At 37.7% G+C, this 19,142-nt stretch carries 17 protein-coding genes; 4 read left to right on the top strand and 13 right to left on the bottom strand.

Annotated elements, in window-relative coordinates; translation table 11 throughout:
* Positions 1-131 precede the first annotated feature (131 nt).
* Positions 132-1,517, bottom strand: a complete 1,386-nt coding sequence (locus F4V44_RS12465) for a class II fumarate hydratase (protein WP_150440344.1) — start codon at positions 1,515-1,517, stop codon at positions 132-134.
* A 380-nt stretch (positions 1,518-1,897) separates the two neighbouring features.
* Here F4V44_RS12465 and F4V44_RS12470 point away from each other — a divergent pair, with 380 nt between their 5' ends.
* Positions 1,898-3,034, top strand: a complete 1,137-nt coding sequence (locus F4V44_RS12470) for a C40 family peptidase (protein ID WP_150440345.1) — start codon at positions 1,898-1,900, stop codon at positions 3,032-3,034.
* A 155-nt stretch (positions 3,035-3,189) separates the two neighbouring features.
* On the opposite strand, the gene F4V44_RS12475 is transcribed toward F4V44_RS12470, so the two are convergent.
* From F4V44_RS12475 to ppsA, 5 genes are all read right to left on the bottom strand, one after another.
* Positions 3,190-5,133 carry a CoA-disulfide reductase gene (locus tag F4V44_RS12475; protein ID WP_150440346.1) on the bottom strand — a complete coding sequence of 648 codons (1,944 nt, stop codon included), beginning with the start codon at positions 5,131-5,133 and terminating at the stop codon, positions 3,190-3,192.
* A gap of 168 nt (positions 5,134-5,301) precedes the next feature.
* Positions 5,302-5,697: a DsrE/DsrF/DrsH-like family protein gene (locus F4V44_RS12480; protein WP_150440347.1), complete on the bottom strand. Its 396-nt coding sequence runs from the start codon at positions 5,695-5,697 to the stop codon at positions 5,302-5,304.
* Between the two features lie 105 nt (positions 5,698-5,802).
* Complete coding sequence (locus tag F4V44_RS12485) at positions 5,803-6,099, bottom strand: rhodanese-like domain-containing protein (protein WP_150440348.1); 297 nt, start codon at positions 6,097-6,099, stop codon at positions 5,803-5,805.
* Positions 6,100-6,123: 24 nt separating this feature from the next.
* The gene (locus F4V44_RS12490; RefSeq protein ID WP_150440349.1) at positions 6,124-6,486 is read right to left on the bottom strand and encodes a rhodanese-like domain-containing protein; all 363 of its coding nucleotides are present in this window, start codon (positions 6,484-6,486) and stop codon (positions 6,124-6,126) included.
* A gap of 469 nt (positions 6,487-6,955) precedes the next feature.
* The gene (gene ppsA / locus F4V44_RS12495; RefSeq protein ID WP_150440350.1) at positions 6,956-9,556 is read right to left on the bottom strand and encodes a phosphoenolpyruvate synthase; all 2,601 of its coding nucleotides are present in this window, start codon (positions 9,554-9,556) and stop codon (positions 6,956-6,958) included.
* Positions 9,557-10,104: 548 nt separating this feature from the next.
* Between ppsA and F4V44_RS12500 the strand changes: the two genes are divergently transcribed.
* Positions 10,105-10,983 carry an AraC family transcriptional regulator gene (locus F4V44_RS12500; protein WP_150440351.1) on the top strand — a complete coding sequence of 293 codons (879 nt, stop codon included), beginning with the start codon at positions 10,105-10,107 and terminating at the stop codon, positions 10,981-10,983.
* Between the two features lie 281 nt (positions 10,984-11,264).
* On the opposite strand, the gene F4V44_RS12505 is transcribed toward F4V44_RS12500, so the two are convergent.
* The 6 genes from F4V44_RS12505 to F4V44_RS12530 all read right to left on the bottom strand — a co-directional run bounded on the left by F4V44_RS12505 (position 11,265) and on the right by F4V44_RS12530 (position 16,196).
* On the bottom strand, positions 11,265-12,128 hold the full coding sequence (locus tag F4V44_RS12505; RefSeq protein WP_191090653.1) for a gamma-glutamylcyclotransferase: 864 nt from the start codon (positions 12,126-12,128) through the stop codon (positions 11,265-11,267).
* Between the two features lie 295 nt (positions 12,129-12,423).
* Positions 12,424-12,993: a cupin domain-containing protein gene (locus tag F4V44_RS12510; RefSeq protein WP_150440353.1), complete on the bottom strand. Its 570-nt coding sequence runs from the start codon at positions 12,991-12,993 to the stop codon at positions 12,424-12,426.
* Between the two features lie 65 nt (positions 12,994-13,058).
* Entirely contained in the window at positions 13,059-13,505 is a 447-nt protein-coding gene (locus F4V44_RS12515; RefSeq protein WP_150440417.1) for a hypothetical protein, read from the bottom strand.
* Positions 13,506-13,675: 170 nt separating this feature from the next.
* Entirely contained in the window at positions 13,676-15,142 is a 1,467-nt protein-coding gene (locus F4V44_RS12520; RefSeq protein WP_150440354.1) for a serine hydrolase domain-containing protein, read from the bottom strand.
* Between the two features lie 266 nt (positions 15,143-15,408).
* Positions 15,409-15,807 (bottom strand): VOC family protein, encoded by a 399-nt coding sequence (locus F4V44_RS12525; protein WP_150440355.1) that lies wholly within the window; start codon positions 15,805-15,807, stop codon positions 15,409-15,411.
* Between the two features lie 110 nt (positions 15,808-15,917).
* Complete coding sequence (locus tag F4V44_RS12530) at positions 15,918-16,196, bottom strand: ArsR/SmtB family transcription factor (RefSeq protein ID WP_150440356.1); 279 nt, start codon at positions 16,194-16,196, stop codon at positions 15,918-15,920.
* A 202-nt stretch (positions 16,197-16,398) separates the two neighbouring features.
* On the opposite strand from F4V44_RS12530, the gene F4V44_RS12535 reads away from it, so the two are divergent.
* Positions 16,399-16,905 (top strand): PaaI family thioesterase, encoded by a 507-nt coding sequence (locus F4V44_RS12535; protein ID WP_150440357.1) that lies wholly within the window; start codon positions 16,399-16,401, stop codon positions 16,903-16,905.
* A gap of 137 nt (positions 16,906-17,042) precedes the next feature.
* On the opposite strand, the gene F4V44_RS12540 is transcribed toward F4V44_RS12535, so the two are convergent.
* A complete protein-coding gene (locus F4V44_RS12540) occupies positions 17,043-18,122 on the bottom strand; it encodes a serine hydrolase domain-containing protein (protein WP_191090654.1) in 1,080 nt (359 codons plus the stop codon).
* A 298-nt stretch (positions 18,123-18,420) separates the two neighbouring features.
* Between F4V44_RS12540 and F4V44_RS12545 the strand changes: the two genes are divergently transcribed.
* Entirely contained in the window at positions 18,421-19,128 is a 708-nt protein-coding gene (locus tag F4V44_RS12545; protein ID WP_150440359.1) for a DNA alkylation repair protein, read from the top strand.
* The last annotated feature ends 14 nt before the right edge of the window (positions 19,129-19,142 follow it).

The following is a 19,142-nucleotide window of genomic DNA, read 5'->3' on the forward strand; positions in this document are numbered from 1 at the left end:
ATAACGAATTTATTAGACGAACCGACGACATGATGACATGTGCCACAATCCTCCCCAGAACCACTCTAAATAAATAATGCCTGACCCGCAGACAGTCATGGGGTCAGACACCAACATTCTTTACCTTTCAGTCACAACATTCCATTGGGATCAATGGCTGCTTTTGTTTCATCTGTTAGCAACCCCTTCTCACTAAGAACCTGTTCGATTGTTTTATTATCTTCGTCCGCTTGCAAACCAATTTGTGAGGCTAAATCAAATCCCAGGGAAGGATTTAAACCGGTAACTAACGCCAGACTGGATTCCATCCATTGTTTACATTTATCCTTATCTGCTTGAATTCCTTGGATACATTTTGTCGCAAGAGTTTGTATCGCATTTGACATGATTTCAATCGATTGAAGTAAAGTATATGCAATGAGAGGCATCATGACATTGATTTCTAGCTGACCGGCCATTCCAGCTGCAGCAATGGCCGCTTCATAGCCAATCACTTGGCAACATACCATATGGACCATCTCTAAAATCGCAGGATTCACTTTTCCTGGCATAATGCTCGAACCTGGTTGAACGGATGGAAGTGTAATTTCTGCTAGACCTGTTCTAGGACCTGAACTTAGCAGTCTTAAATCACTTGTTATTTTAATTAGATGTATCGATAATTCTTTGAGACTTAGCATCATCCCAATGGCACTGCTAGGATTTTGCATAAACTGGAACATATCACTTGGTTCTCTAAAAGGTAATTTGGTTCGATTGCACACTTCTTTCATTACAATCGGAATATATTGTTCGTGCAAATGAATTTTTGTCCCAATGGCATTGCCGCCAAGCCCAATTTCATACAATCGATCAAGACTGTTCTCTATTTGATTTAAAACCGCTTGAATGGTTCCTGCATATCCAGAAAATTCTTGGCCTAATCTTATTGGTACAGCGTCATGTAAATGGGTTCGACCAGACTTATTAATGGGCATGAACTCTACTGATTTCTTTTGAAGATCTTCTATTAATTGTGAAATAGCAGGAATCAGCTTGTGAACAACGTTATCTGCCGCTGCCACATTGATTGCAGCATGGAACGTGTCGTTTGTCGATTGCGACATATTCACATGATCGTTCGCATGTACTAGCTTTGATTCCAATGTCCCCCCTAATAATTCGGAAGCACGGTTCGCAATCACTTCATTTGCATTCATATTTTGAGAGGTACCAGCACCTGCTTGATACACATCAACAACAAAATATTCGTCCCATTTACCTATGATGACTTCCTCGGAGACTTGCAGAATCGCCCTCCCCATCTCATTGGAAAGTTTTCCTGTTTCGATGTTTGCTATTGCCGCTGATGCTTTAATGATTCCTTGTGCTTTTATAAATGATCTCGGTAGTTTTGTTCCGCTAATTTGAAAATTATCAACAGCCCTCTGGGTTTGAGCCCCATAATATGCGGATACAGGAACCTTCACTTCACCTAATGGATCATTCTCCATCCGATATGGTTGTGCAGATTTCATATGTACCATCCCTCCTTGTATAGAATCGCCTATAATAACTACGTAAGAAAAGTATCTAACAGCGTACATTCTTTCTAAAACCTCTTTGGCCCATTTCTCATCTTGTATAGATTATCCCATTCGAAATTGGAAATACAGGAAACAGAAACGCGGGAACGATTCACGCGTTCAATTATAGTAGATTGACGTCCTCTGAAATTGGAAAGTAAAAAGACTCAGCTTGATGAAATAGTCCATCCAAATGGTATTTCATCAAGCAGTTGTGTTGACTTTATTGTTTCCAATATTTTTAGGGTATAAGTTCCCTAGTTATCAAGTTACAATTCTCTTGTTACAGTTTTCACAACAAAACAACTTTGATAATTAACGGAGGCAATGGTTTGAAAAAACAACTATTTATGGCAGCTACTTCTGTTGGAATATTGGTTACGGCGTATTCTCCTCAAGTATCTGCAGATGAATTGATTTATAAAGTCCAATCAGGTGATACCCTTTGGAAAATCGCTTCAACCAATAATATTTCGATTCAGGATTTACTCTATTGGAATCAACTCACTTCAAATACCATCTATGTTGGTCAAGAACTGGTATTAATTGCTCCACCATCACCCACTATCTATGGCACTTACATAGTCAAGTCAGGTGATACTCTGTTTCTCGTTGCAAAAAATCACAATATAACAATATCTGAATTAAAATCTATTAATCACTTAACTTCTGACATGATCAATATCGGACAAATATTGAATGTGCCGAAGGTTGGTGCAGCAGAATCTACACCGCCTGCTCCTCAGGAAACTGGAACGTATACGGTTGTATCAGGGGATAGTCTCTCCTTAATCGCAAAAAAATATGGCACAACAGTGACATCCTTAAAAACTTTAAATGCTCTTACCTCAGACATGATTACAGTTGGTCAGGTGTTAAAGGTTTCGGGTACTCCAGTCGAGCAGTCTCCCGTTGTCGAACAGAATGGTAAAACTTATACAGTAAAGTCTGGTGATTCTTTATCTCTTATCTCTAAATCTTATGGATTAACCTTGTCACAATTGAAGTCATATAATAATCTAACAAGTGATACCATCTATGTTGGACAAGTGTTGAAATTAACATCAGATAGTACATCGGAACCTGCTCCTGCAGCAGAAAAAACACTCCATGTGGATGCGATCATCGAAGAAGCGAAGAAGTACATGGGTGTTCCCTATGTATGGGGAGGAAACACGCCCTCTGGCTTTGATTGCTCTGGTTTCTTAAACTATGTTTACAATAATCAAGGAGTCTCCATCCCTCGTACGGTTGAAACTCTTTGGAATGGCACAACCCCTGTTTCAGCTCCACAAAAGGGTGATTTTGTATTTTTTACAACTTATCAACCAGGTCCATCCCATGCGGGCATCTATATGGGTGACAACCAATTCATTCATGCTGGATCATCTACCGGTGTAACCATTACTGATATTAATAATCCCTACTGGAAAGCCCGTTATTTAGGGGCCAAAAAACTTAATATGTAAAAAAGAACAAGTGTGAAGCCTTTTTTTAGGGCTTCTTTTGTTGTTTAAAAAAAGCAGCTAACCTTTATTCTAAAGGCGCTGCTTTCATGCTTTTTCTATGTTAGTATTCAAAGCTTAAGATCTTACTCTCTTCTGAATACTCGTTTCTTATGTTTCTATTTCTTTTTAATCCAAAATTTAATGACTGGGCCTTCTTGTTCTGTTTTTAAGATGCTGTGTCCAGCATTTTTCGACCATGCAGGTAAGTCGCTTAATGTTCCTCGGTCTGTTGCATGAAGTTCTAAAATTTGATTGCTTTCAATGGTCTCTATCCCTTTTTTTAATTTAACAATCGGCATAGGACAAGTTAATCCCGTTACATCAACCACTTCGTGCACTTTTATATCCTTTTCATCTGGAATCATGGTTTCACCTAAATCATTCGTTGTTGTCTCCACCTCAACAGGAATATTACTGCCATAGACAGAGGAATAGGTTTTCCAGCCGCCATCCACATTTTTCACATGATATCCGTTATTTTTCAAAATACGGGCCGCTAAATACCCCCTTAAACCAACTTGACAGCTGACATAAACTGTTTGATCCTTTGGAATTTCATGTAATCTCTTTCTAAGGTCGTTTAATGGAATATTGATAGACCCTTTAATATAACCAAATTCTCGTTCCATCGGTTCACGGACATCAATTAACAGTCCGCCATCTTCGATTATTTGATCTACTTCATGCCACTGAACATGTTCTAACTCTCCTTCGAGTAAGTTCGTTGCTACATAACCAGCCATGTTCACTGGATCTTTTGCGGAAGAATATGGCGGTGCATAAGATAGTTCCAGATTGGTTAAATCTTCTACTGTTAATCTGCCTTTAATCGCTGTTGCAATAACATCAATACGTTTTTCAACTCCATCTGCTCCTACAGCTTGTGCACCATATATTTTACCTGTTTCTTTATCAAAAATAAGTTTTAATGAAATTTGCGCAGCACCCGGATAATAGCCGGCATGTGAACTCGGATGGATATGAAGGACCTCATAAGGAATTCCCATCCGTTTTAATGTTTTTTCATTGTTTCCAGTTGAAGCCACCGTTAAATCGAATACTTTGACCACTGATGTACCCAGTGTTCCTTGATATTTCTCTTTTTGTCCGATCATATTTTTCGCTGCAATACGACCTTGTCTATTTGCCGGACCAGCAAGAGGAATCGCGGTTTGACTGCCATTAATATAATCTACTACTTCAATTGCGTCTCCTACAGCATATATATCCTTATTAGATGTCTGAAGATATTCATTGACTATAATGTGGCCTCTTGCCCCTAATTCAAGTCCGGCTTTTTTCGCTAATTCATTTTCCGGTCTTACTCCTATTGAAAGAATCGTCATATCTGTTTCTACTTCTGTTCCATCAGATAAAATGATTTTCTTGCCATTATCTGCAAAAGATTGCACACCATTTTCTACTATTAATCGAGCACCTTTTTCTTTAATATGTGCATGTAAAATACTTGCCATTTCATAATCAATAGGTGCCATGACTTGGTTTGACATTTCAATAATTGTTACTTCAATCCCGCGATCAACTAGGTTTTCTGCCATTTCAATCCCGATAAATCCACCGCCGACAACAACTGCTTTTTTCGGTTTTTGTTGATCGACATAATTTTTGATTTTATCCGTATCGGGAATATTTCGTAAAGTAAATAATGCTTCACTTTCTTTTAGACCAGGGATTGGAGGTACAATCGGGCTTGCCCCAGGCGATAACAGTAATTTGTCATAGGTTTCTGTGTATTCTTCATCGGTTCGTAAATTTTTAATGGTTACCATATGATGTTCCGGATCAATGCTCACTACTTCACTTAAGTTTCGAATATCCATTTGGAATCGTTCCGACATACCTTCAACTGTTTGGACTAATAATTTACTTCTGTCTGTGATGGTTTCACCAATATAATAGGGTAAACCACAGTTAGCAAAGGAAATATATTCTCCGCGTTCTACAAGAATAATCTCTACTTCTTCACTTAGTCTTCTTAACTTTGCTGCTGCTGTGGCTCCGCCTGCAACTCCGCCTACGATAATTACTTTTTGTGTCATGGAAAATCCTCCTAATTTTTATGCGTAATTTTTTATACCAATCACTTATTATACCCTGTATGGTATTAATGAAATTAAAGAAATATATAACAGATTTTGTTCAAACGCTTGCAAGTAAAACAGATTATGCTGAATTCGGCTTGCAAGCGTCATACTCTTACATATAAATTAGAAAGTCAGTGTGACATCCGCATCTTTCGCAAATTGCAGGAAGGTTACAGCACCGCCGACTTCAATCCCATCAACAAATACTTCTTTCTCCAGTCCCATGACATCCATTGTCATTTGACAGCCAATTAATTTAACTCCGAGTTCAATTGCCATGGTAACCATATCGGGAATAGAAGGTACATTGGCCTTTGCAAAACCTTCGGCAAAATGTTCTTTACCTTCTGGCATTGGCAGCTGATGATTGGCTTCTTTATGAATTAAGTTTAATCCTTCAAAGGTAAAGAAAATAGCCACCTCTTGATCCATTGAAGCCGCTGCTGTTGCAATATTAAAAACCTTGTATGCATCGAATAATCCACCATTGCTTGCAATAATTGCTACTTTTTCACTCATTATTATTCCTCCTGTTTACATATAAAATAAAAGACTATGATTCTAACTAAATGTATCACTATATCCCTCAAATTACCTATTGGGGTATTATGATTGTAAAAAAAATTATTCAACCATTCCTTCCCAAGCAAGCATTCCGCCTGTTAAGTTCATCACGTTAAATCCATGGCTTTCAAGGAATGGCATGGCTCGACCGCTCCTGCCGCCTGAATGGCAAACGAGGATATACTCTTTTGATTTATCTAGCTCATGCATTCGAAACTCGATTAATCGTAATGGAATGTTTACAGCACCTGGAATTTTCCCGGCTGCCACTTCATTAACTTCACGAACATCAATAATAGTTAATAGCTTTCCTTCGTTTAATAACCTATTAACTTGTGTTGCTGTGATTTGTTTCATTTTAAAATTCCTCCTGCTATCTATTTACGACCAAGCACTCATACCTCCTTTGACATTTGTTACCTTTGAAAATCCTAATTTCTTTAAAGTCTTACTAGCCTGCCCACTTCTCATTCCACTTTGACAAATCACAATGACCTCTTTTTCTTTCGACAGTTCTTTCTCTGCTTTTTGGGCTAGTTGATGAAGAGGAATATTTTTAAAACCTCTAATATGATTTCCCTGAAATTCTCCGGGTGTGCGGACATCAACGAATTGTTTGTTTTTGTCATGTAATTCGGCTTTTAATTCTGTTGTTGAAATAAGGTTAACACCCTTTGTTGGTAAGAATCTCTTAAGCATAAAGTAGAAAAAAAAGGCAATAACGAGAACATTTACATATTCCATTTGGCAACCTCCCAAATTCAATCTTATTTTATACCTATGCGGGTATATGTTTGATTAAAAAAATAAACCTTCTTTAAATTTCTCTTCATCCTCCTTCAACGGAAGAAATATTATTTACAGGCTTAATTATATACCCCAATAGGTATATCGTCAATAAGATAAATGAAAATATTAAATGCACCTTAAATATACTGTACTGTGTATCTTTAAATAAAAGGCTATGTTAACGAATCATGTTAATAAACCAAGCTAAATTAAGAAAGGAAGCAGAGCGGCTAGGTTCTCTTGCATCCTTTCTTAATTAAATAGTGTGCCATATACAAAATAATAAAATTCCAATGAACGAAAGAAAGATTCCCGAAAAACTATTTTCCGCTTAATCGCTTCGGTAAGCTTTGAATCAATTGAACCATGTTTTTGAATTTTGCTTCATTCGATAAAGCACGAAAAATCTAGACCTATTCAGACATTATAAGATTTCAATATATCCTTCTGTTCCGTTGACACGAATTCGTTGCCCATCTTTTATCTGTTTGGTAGCGTTTTCTACTCCGACCACTGCCGGTAAGCCATATTCACGTGCGATAACAGCTCCATGGGTCATCAATCCACCAACTTCGGTGACTAGGCCTTTTATAGATACAAACAGTGGTGTCCAACTAGGATCAGTAAAAGCGGTGACTAATATATCTCCATCTTCTAAATCTGCCCCTTCCATGTTTAAAATGACACGTGCGCGTCCCTCAATCACTCCGGAGGAAACAGGCAAACCTACAATCACTTCGTCTAGTAAATTTTCTCGTTTGTACTTACCTGCAATGATTTCACCGTCGGACGTGATCACACGCGGCGGAGTTAGTTTTTCATAAAATCTGTACTCGTCTTTTCGCTTGTTGATAATCTCGTAATTCAGTTTATTTGTACGTACAGCTTCGCGAAGTTCATCAAAAGTGAGGTAGTATATATCTTCTTTTTCACGAATAACGCCCGCTTGTACGAGTTGTTCGGCTTCTTTCAGTAAAGCCTTCTTATAAACAAAATAGCGATTAATCATGCCGTATTTTGGATACTCACGATAGCCGATGAAATTCCGAATACAATCAATCATTCGTTTTGTTTCTTTTACCTTTTGTTCACCATCAGGTAATTGCTTCAATCGAACTAATAACTCTTGTTCTTTTTCCAAAGCCTCCTGTTTCCCTTGCTCAAATTTCCACTTGCCGGCATCAGGCTCAAAGTTTTTGATATTACTGAGAATCATGGGGACAAGTGTAAGTGGTTTTTCGCGCCAACGAGTTTTCGTAATGTCGATTTCTCCGCTGCACCGCATTCCATATTTGTTGAGATAATCATAGATAGCGTCCCGGGCTTCCTGTCCACCATCAAACTGAACTAGTTCATCCAAAAAGTTATCATCTTTTGCATGTTGTAAATATTTAATTACTTCTGGATATGGACGGATTACATCTGCGACATCCAATAGCGCTAGACCCATTTCCGATGTAATATTGTTTGGTACAGATTGAGAAAGCGTGTCTGCTGCGTTTTTTTCACCTAACCACTCGTTCATTTTTTCATTGACCCATGATGAAGCATTTATAGCAGCCATAAAGACAGCTGAACTTTGCGGGTCAAATAAAAGCCTCTTTAACTCTTTGATATCTTCCAAAATAAAATCAAATAAATCCAATCCTGATTTCGTTTGAATGTTTTGTTTTAACTCATCTATCGACGTTTGACTGCGCTTAATCAACTCATGAACAATGGTTGGATTGGTTTCGATTTCTGCCAGTATATCTGCATTATTTCTGCCCGGACTCGGTGAGTTTTGATTATTTGGTAACGATTTTATAAAATCGCCTCGCTCTACAACCGTCATAAGCGCGTCTTTCATGAGCGGATCGTGTTGTCCCATGGTATTTAATAACATGTTTCTGCGGTCAGGTGAAGCTAGCATAGGTGTGACATCTACAAACAACCTTCCGCCAGCTTTACGCATAGGTGCAGGAGTAATTAACAGGTGAAAAGACAATCCCAAAGGTTTCATGGGGTCCGTCATCATTTGTTGATGACCGACAGATACATAGACATGGTTTTCTTGATCATTCACTTCAGGGATCGGGAAAAGAGTCGTGATTGGACGGCTTTGGACAATATAAAAGGTGTCATCAACCAAACACCATTCGATATCTTGAGGACAGCCAAAATAAGCTTCAATCCTTCTTCCGATACGTGCCAATTGTAAAATTTGCGGGGCAGTAAGTGTTTGCGTCTTTTGCTGATTAGGAGAGATCTCGCGTGTCTCTGTCCCGCCTTCTTTTCGTCCATAGATAGCCAATTTTTTAGTTGCTATCATCTGATCAACAATTTTATCCTCCTTTACTTTGTAGCAATCAGCAGATACCAAACCAGAAACCAGTGCCTCACCAAGCCCGAAGCTGGCATCGATGGATAGCAGCTTGCGGTTAGAGGATATCGGATCAGCCGTAAATAAAATCCCTGAAGCCTGTGGGAACACCATTCTTTGAACGATAACAGATAAATAAACTTGTCTGTGTTCAAATCCATTTTGCATACGGTAGATGACTGCGCGATCTGTAAATAGGGAAGCCCAACATTTTTTGATATGCTGCAGGATGGCTTCTTTACCTATGATATTTAAATAGGTGTCCTGTTGACCAGCAAAAGAGGCATTTGGCAAATCTTCGGCTGTCGCACTAGAACGCACGGCATAAGCATGCTCATCACCAAGCTTGGAGAGATAGTGAGTAACTGCTTTGACAACATCAGAAGAAATTTCTCCTTCCATAAGAATTTCCCGAATTTTCCTGCTGATTTTACCAATTAAATCTCGATCTTCTACCTTTAGTCTTGTTAATTGATCTAACAAAGTATGATACATTTCGTTTTGTTCGATGGCTTTTTGAAATCCCGCTGTTGTCACACAAAATCCTTCTGGTACTTGTATGCCTTCCATTTTTGATAATTCCCCTAAATGTAACCCTTTTCCACCAACAAGCAAAAGCTGTGTTTTTTCTATTTTTTGAAAACCGAGAACGAAAGAACTCATTCCACATCTCTCCTAACCATTCATGTTCTACTGATTTTAGCAGGAGTCCATGTGAATAAAAAGTCTATAATCACCATTTTCTCCATGCTATAATTAAACTAGGAAGAGTTCCATACCTTCACATAAAGTGAAACATCAGAAAATGACCCTAGATAAATCAGCAGGGTCCTTTTCTAAATTAATTCTATTTAATCTCTTCTGAGTTTTAGTTTCTGTTGTTCTATAACGTATTCACAATCAGCAACACGGTCTATAAAGGTCCGATCATGTGATATAAGAATAACCGTTCCTTCATATATATTCAGTTACCTTCCCATCCTTCACTTTCCAAATTTTCGTCACAATCTGAATTAATACATATCGGTCATGGCTTACCATGATTAAGGCACCATAATGAAGAGCCAACTTATCACATATACATTTCGATCAAAAGTAGCTTTATTCACGTGTCTCAACTATGTTAGAAAAGGTACCGATTATTTCCGTATAAAAAATATCGAGTGAAAGATTATTTTTGATGATACTATGCAGATGTGAGGAGGGAATAAATGTTACAAGAATTGAATCATTTAATGGATTACATTGAAACACATTTAACGGAAGAAATCACTGGAAAAGATATATCAAGAATTGTAGGACTATCTGATTATCACTTTAAAAGAATGTTTTCGTATATGGCTGGAATGTCATTGAATGAGTATATCAAAAATAGGAGATTATCCTTAGCAAATGTTGAATTAATAAACGGAGCAAAAGTGACAGAAATTGCCTATAAATATGGCTATCAATCGGTAGAAGGATTTTCAAGAGCCTTTCGCGATTGGAGCGGCTTTTTACCTTCAGAAGTAACGAAAAACAAAATTCAAAAATCATTTCCCAAATTTACATTTTTTATAGATATAAGAGGAGGAAAATCTATGGAATTCAAAATAGAAAAAAAAGATAAGTTCAATATAGTTGGTGTATCTAAAAGAGTGCCCATTCAATTTGAAGGTGAAAACAATGCTATCGTAGAACTAGCCCAGACAATTACCGAACAACAAAGAAATGAAATGCATCAATTAGCTGATTTATATCCTCACCAAGTCCTGAATGTATCTTATGATTTTGATGATGGTTACTTGGAAGAAAAAGGATATTTAACACATATGATTGGTTTTACAACAACAAAAGAAAATCCATTCGACGATTTAGAGCAAATTTCAATCGATGAAAGTTTATGGGCCGTTTTCCCTAATCAAGGACCATTTCCTGCTACGCTTCAAGAAACTCACGCAAAAATTTATTCTGAATGGCTGCCTTCTTCAGAATATGAAGCAGCAGATTTACCTGGAATTTCTTTTACAAAGTACAATGGTCCGTCAGAAAATGTATATAGTGAAATTTGGATGCCCGTAAAGAAAAAAATGAACGAAAACCTTGGCTAATAATTTTTTTCACTTTAACTGCATGTACAATATAAACTCTATGTGTAGAAATAATGGAAAAGATATATGAAGATCCATCTAAACGAATAGATGCTTGTTTAATATGTAAAATAATAACAAGCCGAAAATAAACAAGTTATAGTTATTTCCTTGATTATTTTCGGCTTGTTCCTATTAAAAAATATACTGCCATAAACAGCATGTTTAATTATCTACAGGTACTATAGTTGAAAAGAAAAAACTCCTCTTTTCCTCCACCATACCAACAATCACCTAAGCTGTCATTGTAGATTCATTCCAAATTTATGATGCATATCATCTACGAGCATTTGATAGTAGTTATCACTGACGAAGCCTTTTGCCCCTCGTAGAATTTCTGTTACATAGTGTAGAGGCGGGGCAACTTCCTCCTCTTTATCAACGACTAAAAACGTTAAAACATTCTTATATATTATTCCATCAATTATTACAGTGATAAAAGCCGGACGATAAATCTGAGCTGCCACTCCCTCTCTTCGATATAAGTAATCTAAAGTTTCATGAGAAATATGATACACTTTCCCTTCTGCATGCTCAGCTGATTCGATAAGGTCCGCTCGTCCGCCATCACGAGCTTTTCGGGTATAGGCGACGGAATAATTCTTCACAATCCCACAACCTAGCACTCTTTCAAACTGGTGTTTCACGTTATCTCTCTTAAACCGCTCATCATCCATACATGACCCATAGGCAAAATATAGAAGCTCGTCCTGCTGTAAATAACGATGGCACTTCCAATCACCGAACCTTATTTCATCTAATTCATAAATGGTTTCAGAGGTATAGACATATACATATGCTTCGATTGTGCCAAAATCCGTATGTACCACTTGTGTGATTCGATCATATAGATTGTCCATACCTTCTCCTTCATATCCTTCCAGCACATCAAGCTGCTTAAGCTGTTTGGCAGTTACTTCGTACACTTCACCATACACTCTTTTACTTGTACTTGCGGCCATTCCTGGGTATCCATTGCCTGTGTCATACAGAATTCCATTTGTCCAGCATTGACTGCTCACACACTTAGCCTTTTCTATTAAATAATGATTTGACTCATGTTTCCGTAATGTGCCGTACACAAACACGCGGTATACACTTTCCATTTCTATCATTCACCTTTCCATTCGATTTACTTGAGTATACAAAATTTACTATGACACAATTGTCACAATCTGGCGTTTATTCATTGTTTTGTCAAAATTTAATAGACAATCTGTTAATCATGTTGTTTTTTCGCATGAATACAGTTCAATTGTGAAGGATTACATTTAAATAAACATGAGTTTAATGGAAAGAAAGCCAAGACTACTCATGATTGAACCGTGAGTAGTCTTGGCTTTCTTATAATGTGAATAGGCATATTTTAATCTGATATTATCCCAAAATAGCCCAATTACCTTAACGGTGGCCTTCTTCCGCCTTCATTGCATCCGCTTTTGTTTCATGAACAGTGCCAAATGGATGTTCTGGAGGAGCATAAATCGTATATAACTTTAATGGAGCACTTCCAGTATTAATCAAATTATGCCATTTTCCAGCGGGAACCATTATGGCATAATTATCAGAAACTCTTTTTTCATAATTCAGATTATTTTTTGTGTCACCCATTTGAACAAGTCCCTGACCTCTTTCAATACGTAGAAATTGATCAACATGTGGATGAACTTCTAAACCAATATCTTCCCCAACGCCAATACTCATCAATGTAACTTGTAAGTGATTTCCAGTCCATATAGCATTGCGAAAGGTACGGTTTCGCTTGGCAGCCTCTTCTATATTTATTACATATGGCTGTTTTCCTTGATCTTTAAACACCCTATCTTCTTCTCCAGCTTCCATTTGTATGAAGGGATACTGGTTTCGATTTTCTATTGCTTGCGGATATCCCCAATATACAGGATGCTGTCGAATATAAGGCATTGGTGCATTCACATAGTAATTGGGATACATGTATGGATAGCACATCATTCTCACTCCTAATATATTACAAGTATAAAACAGATGATTCGTCCCAACACCTCCTTGTATTGCTATTACACACAAGTAAACGATTGAATTTGTCTCAGACTGATTCCAAAGAACATCCAATTAAAACCAGTCCAACGCCATCCAGAGACAGATGTTCGACCAACAAATGTGGGATAAAACCAAAATTGCTGTCGATTATTTAGCCATACATACGTATATCTGAATAAACAGCCTCTAATGCTTCCTGGATCCACTGCAAAAGCTCCAACTTGTGTTTGAGCTGGAACGAAGGATGGAGGCGGTGCGCTAGGTGGTGCGGATTGAGGGCCTTGACCAGGGCCTTGAAATCCAGGAGGTCCTGGCGGCGGTCCGACGCGTCCTCCTGGTGAAGGAAACAAAGGACCAAATAGTCTCTCATCATAATAAAAATCTTCAGTTGAAAACGGTGTTGATTGGTCATAATCTAATTGATTATATGGATCATAATAAAATGATTGATCATTTGGATACATCATGGGCACATCCTTTCATATGTCAATATCATCCTATTCAGATGCTATTAGCCTATCAACTTGTACTCACATAAATGATGTGCCTAATTAGATTCTTTATCTCCATTTATCAAAATAGAACTCCCATCTAGAGTATTATCTATGACCATTTCCCCTTTAAGTGAAGTCTTTCATAATAATGAATCCCTGCTTAAGCTTATTCGATAATAAACTCTTAAAAATGTAAGAACCAATCCAAAGATAAATACGATTGCTAAAAAGATCATTGCCGCTGGATAAAGGCCAAACGCATCCATCATCGTTGAACTATTATCCTTTAGAGTAGGAACAATGAATAATAACCAGCCGATTCCCATAACAGGTATTAATTGCGGGATTAAACGCAGAGAGAATCTCCAAACGGGATGTTGTTTACGTTTATCCGACCACGTTTTACTCCTTCGTATGCCTCTGATTCCTAAAATAAAGTAAACCAATGTGAGAGCACCAAGTGATAAATCAATGATTTTAGGTGTTGATGCTTTCCATTCAGGATCATGTCCCTCAGTCAATTGTATGATTCCTGAACTCATTTCGTATGGATGTTCGAGTGTAGCAGTGAAGCTATTTAGTAATACAGCAACAGCATAGCCGCTCGTTGGAACAATGTCTTGTTGGGATTGGAAAGTGGATATTGACCCGCTATGTGAAATACGTGGAGGTTGGATATTCGGAGAGCTAAACGACCATCCAAGTCCATATTTATCACTTCCAGGTTGTGGTGAATATGATTCTGTAAGCAGCTCCTGAGACAATAATGATTTTCCTTTGTCATTTTTCCCCTCGTTCGTATGTAAAGACAGCCATTTTCCCATATCACTAGCTGTAGTAAAGATACTACCTGAACCACTGAACATTTTTTCAAGCTCTGTCCAAGGCACTGCTGTACCATATAATGTGACATATCCGCGAGAGATTCCTTTCTCTTTTTCAATCTCCCCCGAGTTAACCAAAGAGATGGAGTCGGTCATTCCGAGCGGTAAAAATACCTTTTGTGTTAGATAGTCATTAAACGACATCCCGCTCATTTGCTCGACCAAATAGGCAAGAGTCCAGTAGTTTGCATTACTATACAAATATTTTTCTCCAGGTTCAGATTGCAGTTCCCAATCCTGAAGACGTTCTACACCTTTTTTTAACGTATTCGCTGGGGCCACAATCGTAGGATTCGGCAGTCCGGACGTGTGGCTTAACAGTTGGCGCACTGTCACCTGTTTCCACCTTTCATCATCAAGTGTTAGTTCCGAAAGATAATAAATAACGGGGTCATCTAGTTGAACTTTTCCCTCATCCACCAATTGTAAAACAGCAAATGCAGTAAATGGCTTTGAACCAGAAGCAATACCAATTTTAGACTTTGCCGTAAGTGGTTTTCCGTCAGAATCATGACCAAATCCTTTTTCATAGAGTACGTTCCCGTCCTTAACAATGACAATTGCTGCACCAGGCAATCCGTTTTTTTCGAGATAATTCATTACATACTCATCAACATCTTCTGTATCGAATGCTTCAGCAGAATGGGCTGATAATGGGACAGAGCATAATGTTAGGAGAAGATTAATCATTAGTAGAAAAATAAAACTCTTTTTTACACGCATAACTTTTACTCCTTTCTTAATTAATACTCTCTCAAAGATTTTGGCTTATTACTCGTTCCTTATTTAATAAAAAAACCACACTTCCCTCTGAAGTATGGCATCTGGGTTAGATTGAGAGTTTTTTAAAAGTGAATTTTCAATCCTCTGCAAGAATAACCAAGTCCTGTATTTAGGACTTGGTTATTCTAAGTTGATTAATTATTGAAAAAAAACATCTCCTCGAGCTTAAAAATATGAATGAACTAAGTGGTTTAGAAAATTTACGCTTATTCCGTGATAGAGTTATTCTGAGCAATCTGAATAAGGTTCCCGCATGTATCATCGAAAACAGCTAGTGTAACCGGCCCCATTTCTGTCGGCTTCATTGTAAACCTCACGCCAAGATTCAGTAAACGTTCATATTCTTTTAGAACATCCTCAACCCCAAACATGGTTACTGGGATACCGTCGGCAAATAGTTTCTTTTGATACTCCTTAGCGGCTGGATGATTATTGGGTTCGAGCAAAAGCTCAGTCCCTTTCTGATCCTCAGGAGAGACAAGCGTTATCCACCTAAATTCTCCTGCGGGAACGTCATGCTTTTTTATAAAGCCTAGCGTTTCCGAATAAAACTTCAATGCCTTGTCTTGATCTTCTACAAATATACTGGTAACGATGATTTTCATCCTGTGATTCCTCCATTATTCTTTATTTTGTATGATGCTGTGCCAATCATCCTGTTGTATGCAAGACAACCTGCTTTTTCGTTAGATTGTCCTGTTACAATTTTAACGTATTACTCTACCCATCCTTTCAGCAAGTCTTTAAGTGGTTCATTGTTAAACATAAGTACTCGGTATTTTCCCTTTCGTTTTGATAGTACAAGCCCGGCATCTTCTAATATAGTAAGATGCTTAGCAATCGCCTGTCTCGAAATGGAAAGTTCGTGCTTCATAATGAGACGTGCCGTAAGTTCAAACAACGTCATCTCGCTGCGTTCGGATAATTCATCTAATATAAGCCTTCGTGTCGAGTCGCTAAGTGCCTTGAATATTGCGTCTTTATCCCAATTCATACTATATGATTATAGGCAACTAAATAGTTGCATGTCAAGAATAAGCAACTATTTAGTTGCCTGTTAAACATTGCTCTCCTCTCTTGAGATAATACATATGAGTAAGAAAAAAATATGCGGGTCTTTCATTATTTTCTTGCTATTCTGTTAATAAAAATAATAAATGATGATGTTTAGACAGTTGAATTTAGGAGGTATTTAGATGGAGGAAAAAATATTGAATGCCATCCAAGACATCTATCCTGATGATTATGCTTGGTGTTATGGATGCGGCCGATTAAACGAAAAAGGCTATCAGCTGCGAACAGGCTGGTCTGGTGAAAAAACGGTAACTTATTATAAACCACGACCCGAGCATAAAAGTATTCCGGGTTTTGTTTATGGCGGTTTGTTAGCATCGTTAATGGATTGTCATGGGACCGGGTCAGCAGCATTGTTTCTTCACCGTAAAAATGGAAATGAAATAGGTGATGGTGTGACACCGCCAAGATTTGTCACCGCTTCTCTAAAAGTTGATTATAAACATCCCACTCCGGATGGAGAAACACTGAAAGCCCTTGGAACAGTCGAAGAAATCCATCCCAAGAAATATAAAGTCTACACAGAAGTATTTGCCGGAGACAAACTTGTAGTTACGGGTGAAGTCGTAGCTGTGGTCATGCCAAAAACCTTTAGGACGGATGAAAAAGATATTAAATCATCCATTTAGAATGGAACAAGTACCCTATCCTACTATTTGTGATTCATTGTGGTAAACTGTAATCCGGGAGAAGTTCTTGCGTTTCAACCACTATTTTCTTCAGAATAAGTAACGCAAGAACCGCTCTTCATCATTCTGTAGTGTAATCAAATTTCTTGAATAGGTCGGTCCTCAGCTCTGCTATGAATCGTACTTTTAAAAATAGATTCTGCGATATCTTCATTAATCATTCCTGTAAGATTCAATAGCATTTTAATGATTCTCAGCGGTTTTAATTGAATCGTTGAATAAATGACAACACCCACTTGTTCTTCCTTAATAAATCCGCAATACGTATGAAATCCCATCGTTGTCCCGCCATGATGAATAATAGGATTGTCACTCCAATCTTTTTTCTCAATAAACCATCCAAGTCCCATATTCATTTTTTTCGATCCTGTTTTCCCATGGATTTGGTGGCAAAGTTCTATTTCATCTTTCAACGGACTTTCCTTCAGTCCCATTTGATGCTCTAAATATAGAAGCATATCATTCATGGTGCTTTTCAATGCACCAGCTGCATTTATCGATGGCAATTCAATTGGAGGGATTCGAACCCCTTTTTTATTATAGGCTTTTACATAACGTTGATATTGTTCCGGAGTCCCGTTGATAAAAGTATCCTTCATCCCTAATGGATCCAAAATTTCTGTTATGACCGCTTCTTCATAAGTGGATCCTATGATTTCCGCTAATACGTTCCCTAATAACCCTACACCTATATTAGAATAGCCCCATTTTTTATCAATCTCTTTTTTTAAGTCAAAATCAACAAAAAATTGGTGGACATCATCATGTGAAAAATATTTATATGGATTATCTTTTTCGTCTTTATGCTCCTTCATACGTTGGCGGATTTTCTTCATATCTTCTCTTGGCAGACCGGAACGATGGGTGGATAGATGTCGAAAGGTTACTTCCTTTCCATTAGCAGACAATGCTTGTTTATACTCTGGTTTGTATGAGGATATTGGTTCATCTAAAGATATCGTTTGATTTAAAATTAACTTTGATAATAGTAAACTCGTAAAGGTTTTGGTTGTGGAACCTATTTCAAATACACAATTCCCTAATTCTGCATTCCCGTGACCATCATAAATATTTCCCTTTATCCATTTCTCATTTTTTGTTACTGCTCCAGCAACGATACTTGCTTTCTTAGCGTGATCTAAATCTCTTTTTATCAATACTTCGGTCTCCTTAGTAATCATACCAATCGCCCCGTTCGTATATGTAATGGACTGACAATTAATCAATATATCTATACGTTCAAATATATTATTAGTTTCATAAAAAAGTAAATCTAGTATTATTATGGAAATAATTACTTGTCCTTGCGCAGGACTGTCTATGTGAAGGAGTAATCGAAAGCGATACTCTGTGTTCCATTATACTAAGAATCTAATTATGTAGTATCATGTCCCGTCTATATATTAGATGTTACAATAGAAAGAAATCATTTACAGGGAAAGGAAGTGCAAAACGATGGATTTTGAAATGCTCATGCAGGAACTAGAAGCGCTCGGTAAAGAACGTACGAAAAAAACGTACATAAGCAATGGTGCACACGAGCCGCTTTTTGGTGTGGCTACCGGAGCAATGAAGCCACTTGCAAAGAAAATCAAGAAAAACCAACCTTTAGCCGAGCGGCTGTACGCTACCGGGAACTATGATGCCATGTATTTTGCTGGCATTATTGCAGACCCCACGTTAATGAATGAGGCTGATTTTGAGCGTTGGATAGATGCTGCGTATTTTTATATGTTGTCCGATTATGTGGTTGCCGTCACTTTAGCGGAAACTTCAATCGCTCAAGATGTTGCTGATAAATGGATGACTAGCGGTGAAGATTTGAAAATGTCGGCAGGCTGGAGTTGTTACTGCTGGCTATTGGGAAACCGAAAAGATAGTGAATTTAGCTCTAGTAAGCTTGTCAACATGCTTGATCAGGTTAAAGATACGATTCATCACGCTCCAGATCGAACAAAGTCAGCGATGAATAATTTTGTCTATACTGTAGGAATCTCCTATGTACCGCTCCATGAAAAGGCTGTTGAAATAGCCCAAAAAATAGGTCCAATCGAAATTAAGCGAGACAAGAAAAAAAGTACTATCTTGCATGCATCTGAAAATATTCAAAAGGAAATGGATAAAGGAAGGCTTGGCTTCAAACGAAAATATGTAAGGTGTTAGTCTATTTTCGTTTA

The sequence above is a fragment of the Niallia endozanthoxylica genome (genome assembly GCF_008710145.1).
In the GTDB taxonomy this organism is placed as follows: Bacteria; Bacillota; Bacilli; order Bacillales; family Cytobacillaceae; genus Bacillus_BD; species Bacillus_BD endozanthoxylica.

What these genes read in the sequence shown, in the direction of transcription:
- F4V44_RS12465 (WP_150440344.1), bottom strand. Translation starts at nt 1,517, where the DNA reads ATGAAATCTGCACAACCATATCGGATGGAGAATGATCCATTAGGTGAA.
- F4V44_RS12475 (WP_150440346.1), bottom strand. Translation starts at nt 5,133, where the DNA reads ATGACACAAAAAGTAATTATCGTAGGCGGAGTTGCAGGCGGAGCCACA.
- F4V44_RS12480 (WP_150440347.1), bottom strand. Translation starts at nt 5,697, where the DNA reads ATGAGTGAAAAAGTAGCAATTATTGCAAGCAATGGTGGATTATTCGAT.
- F4V44_RS12485 (WP_150440348.1), bottom strand. Translation starts at nt 6,099, where the DNA reads ATGAAACAAATCACAGCAACACAAGTTAATAGGTTATTAAACGAAGGA.
- F4V44_RS12490 (WP_150440349.1), bottom strand. Translation starts at nt 6,486, where the DNA reads ATGGAATATGTAAATGTTCTCGTTATTGCCTTTTTTTTCTACTTTATG.
- ppsA (WP_150440350.1), bottom strand. Translation starts at nt 9,556, where the DNA reads ATGAGTTCTTTCGTTCTCGGTTTTCAAAAAATAGAAAAAACACAGCTT.
- F4V44_RS12500 (WP_150440351.1), top strand. Translation starts at nt 10,105, where the DNA reads ATGTTACAAGAATTGAATCATTTAATGGATTACATTGAAACACATTTA.
- F4V44_RS12505 (WP_191090653.1), bottom strand. Translation starts at nt 12,128, where the DNA reads ATGGAAAGTGTATACCGCGTGTTTGTGTACGGCACATTACGGAAACAT.
- F4V44_RS12510 (WP_150440353.1), bottom strand. Translation starts at nt 12,993, where the DNA reads ATGATGTGCTATCCATACATGTATCCCAATTACTATGTGAATGCACCA.
- F4V44_RS12515 (WP_150440417.1), bottom strand. Translation starts at nt 13,505, where the DNA reads ATGTATCCAAATGATCAATCATTTTATTATGATCCATATAATCAATTA.
- F4V44_RS12520 (WP_150440354.1), bottom strand. Translation starts at nt 15,142, where the DNA reads ATGCGTGTAAAAAAGAGTTTTATTTTTCTACTAATGATTAATCTTCTC.
- F4V44_RS12525 (WP_150440355.1), bottom strand. Translation starts at nt 15,807, where the DNA reads ATGAAAATCATCGTTACCAGTATATTTGTAGAAGATCAAGACAAGGCA.
- F4V44_RS12530 (WP_150440356.1), bottom strand. Translation starts at nt 16,196, where the DNA reads ATGAATTGGGATAAAGACGCAATATTCAAGGCACTTAGCGACTCGACA.
- F4V44_RS12535 (WP_150440357.1), top strand. Translation starts at nt 16,399, where the DNA reads ATGGAGGAAAAAATATTGAATGCCATCCAAGACATCTATCCTGATGAT.
- F4V44_RS12545 (WP_150440359.1), top strand. Translation starts at nt 18,421, where the DNA reads ATGGATTTTGAAATGCTCATGCAGGAACTAGAAGCGCTCGGTAAAGAA.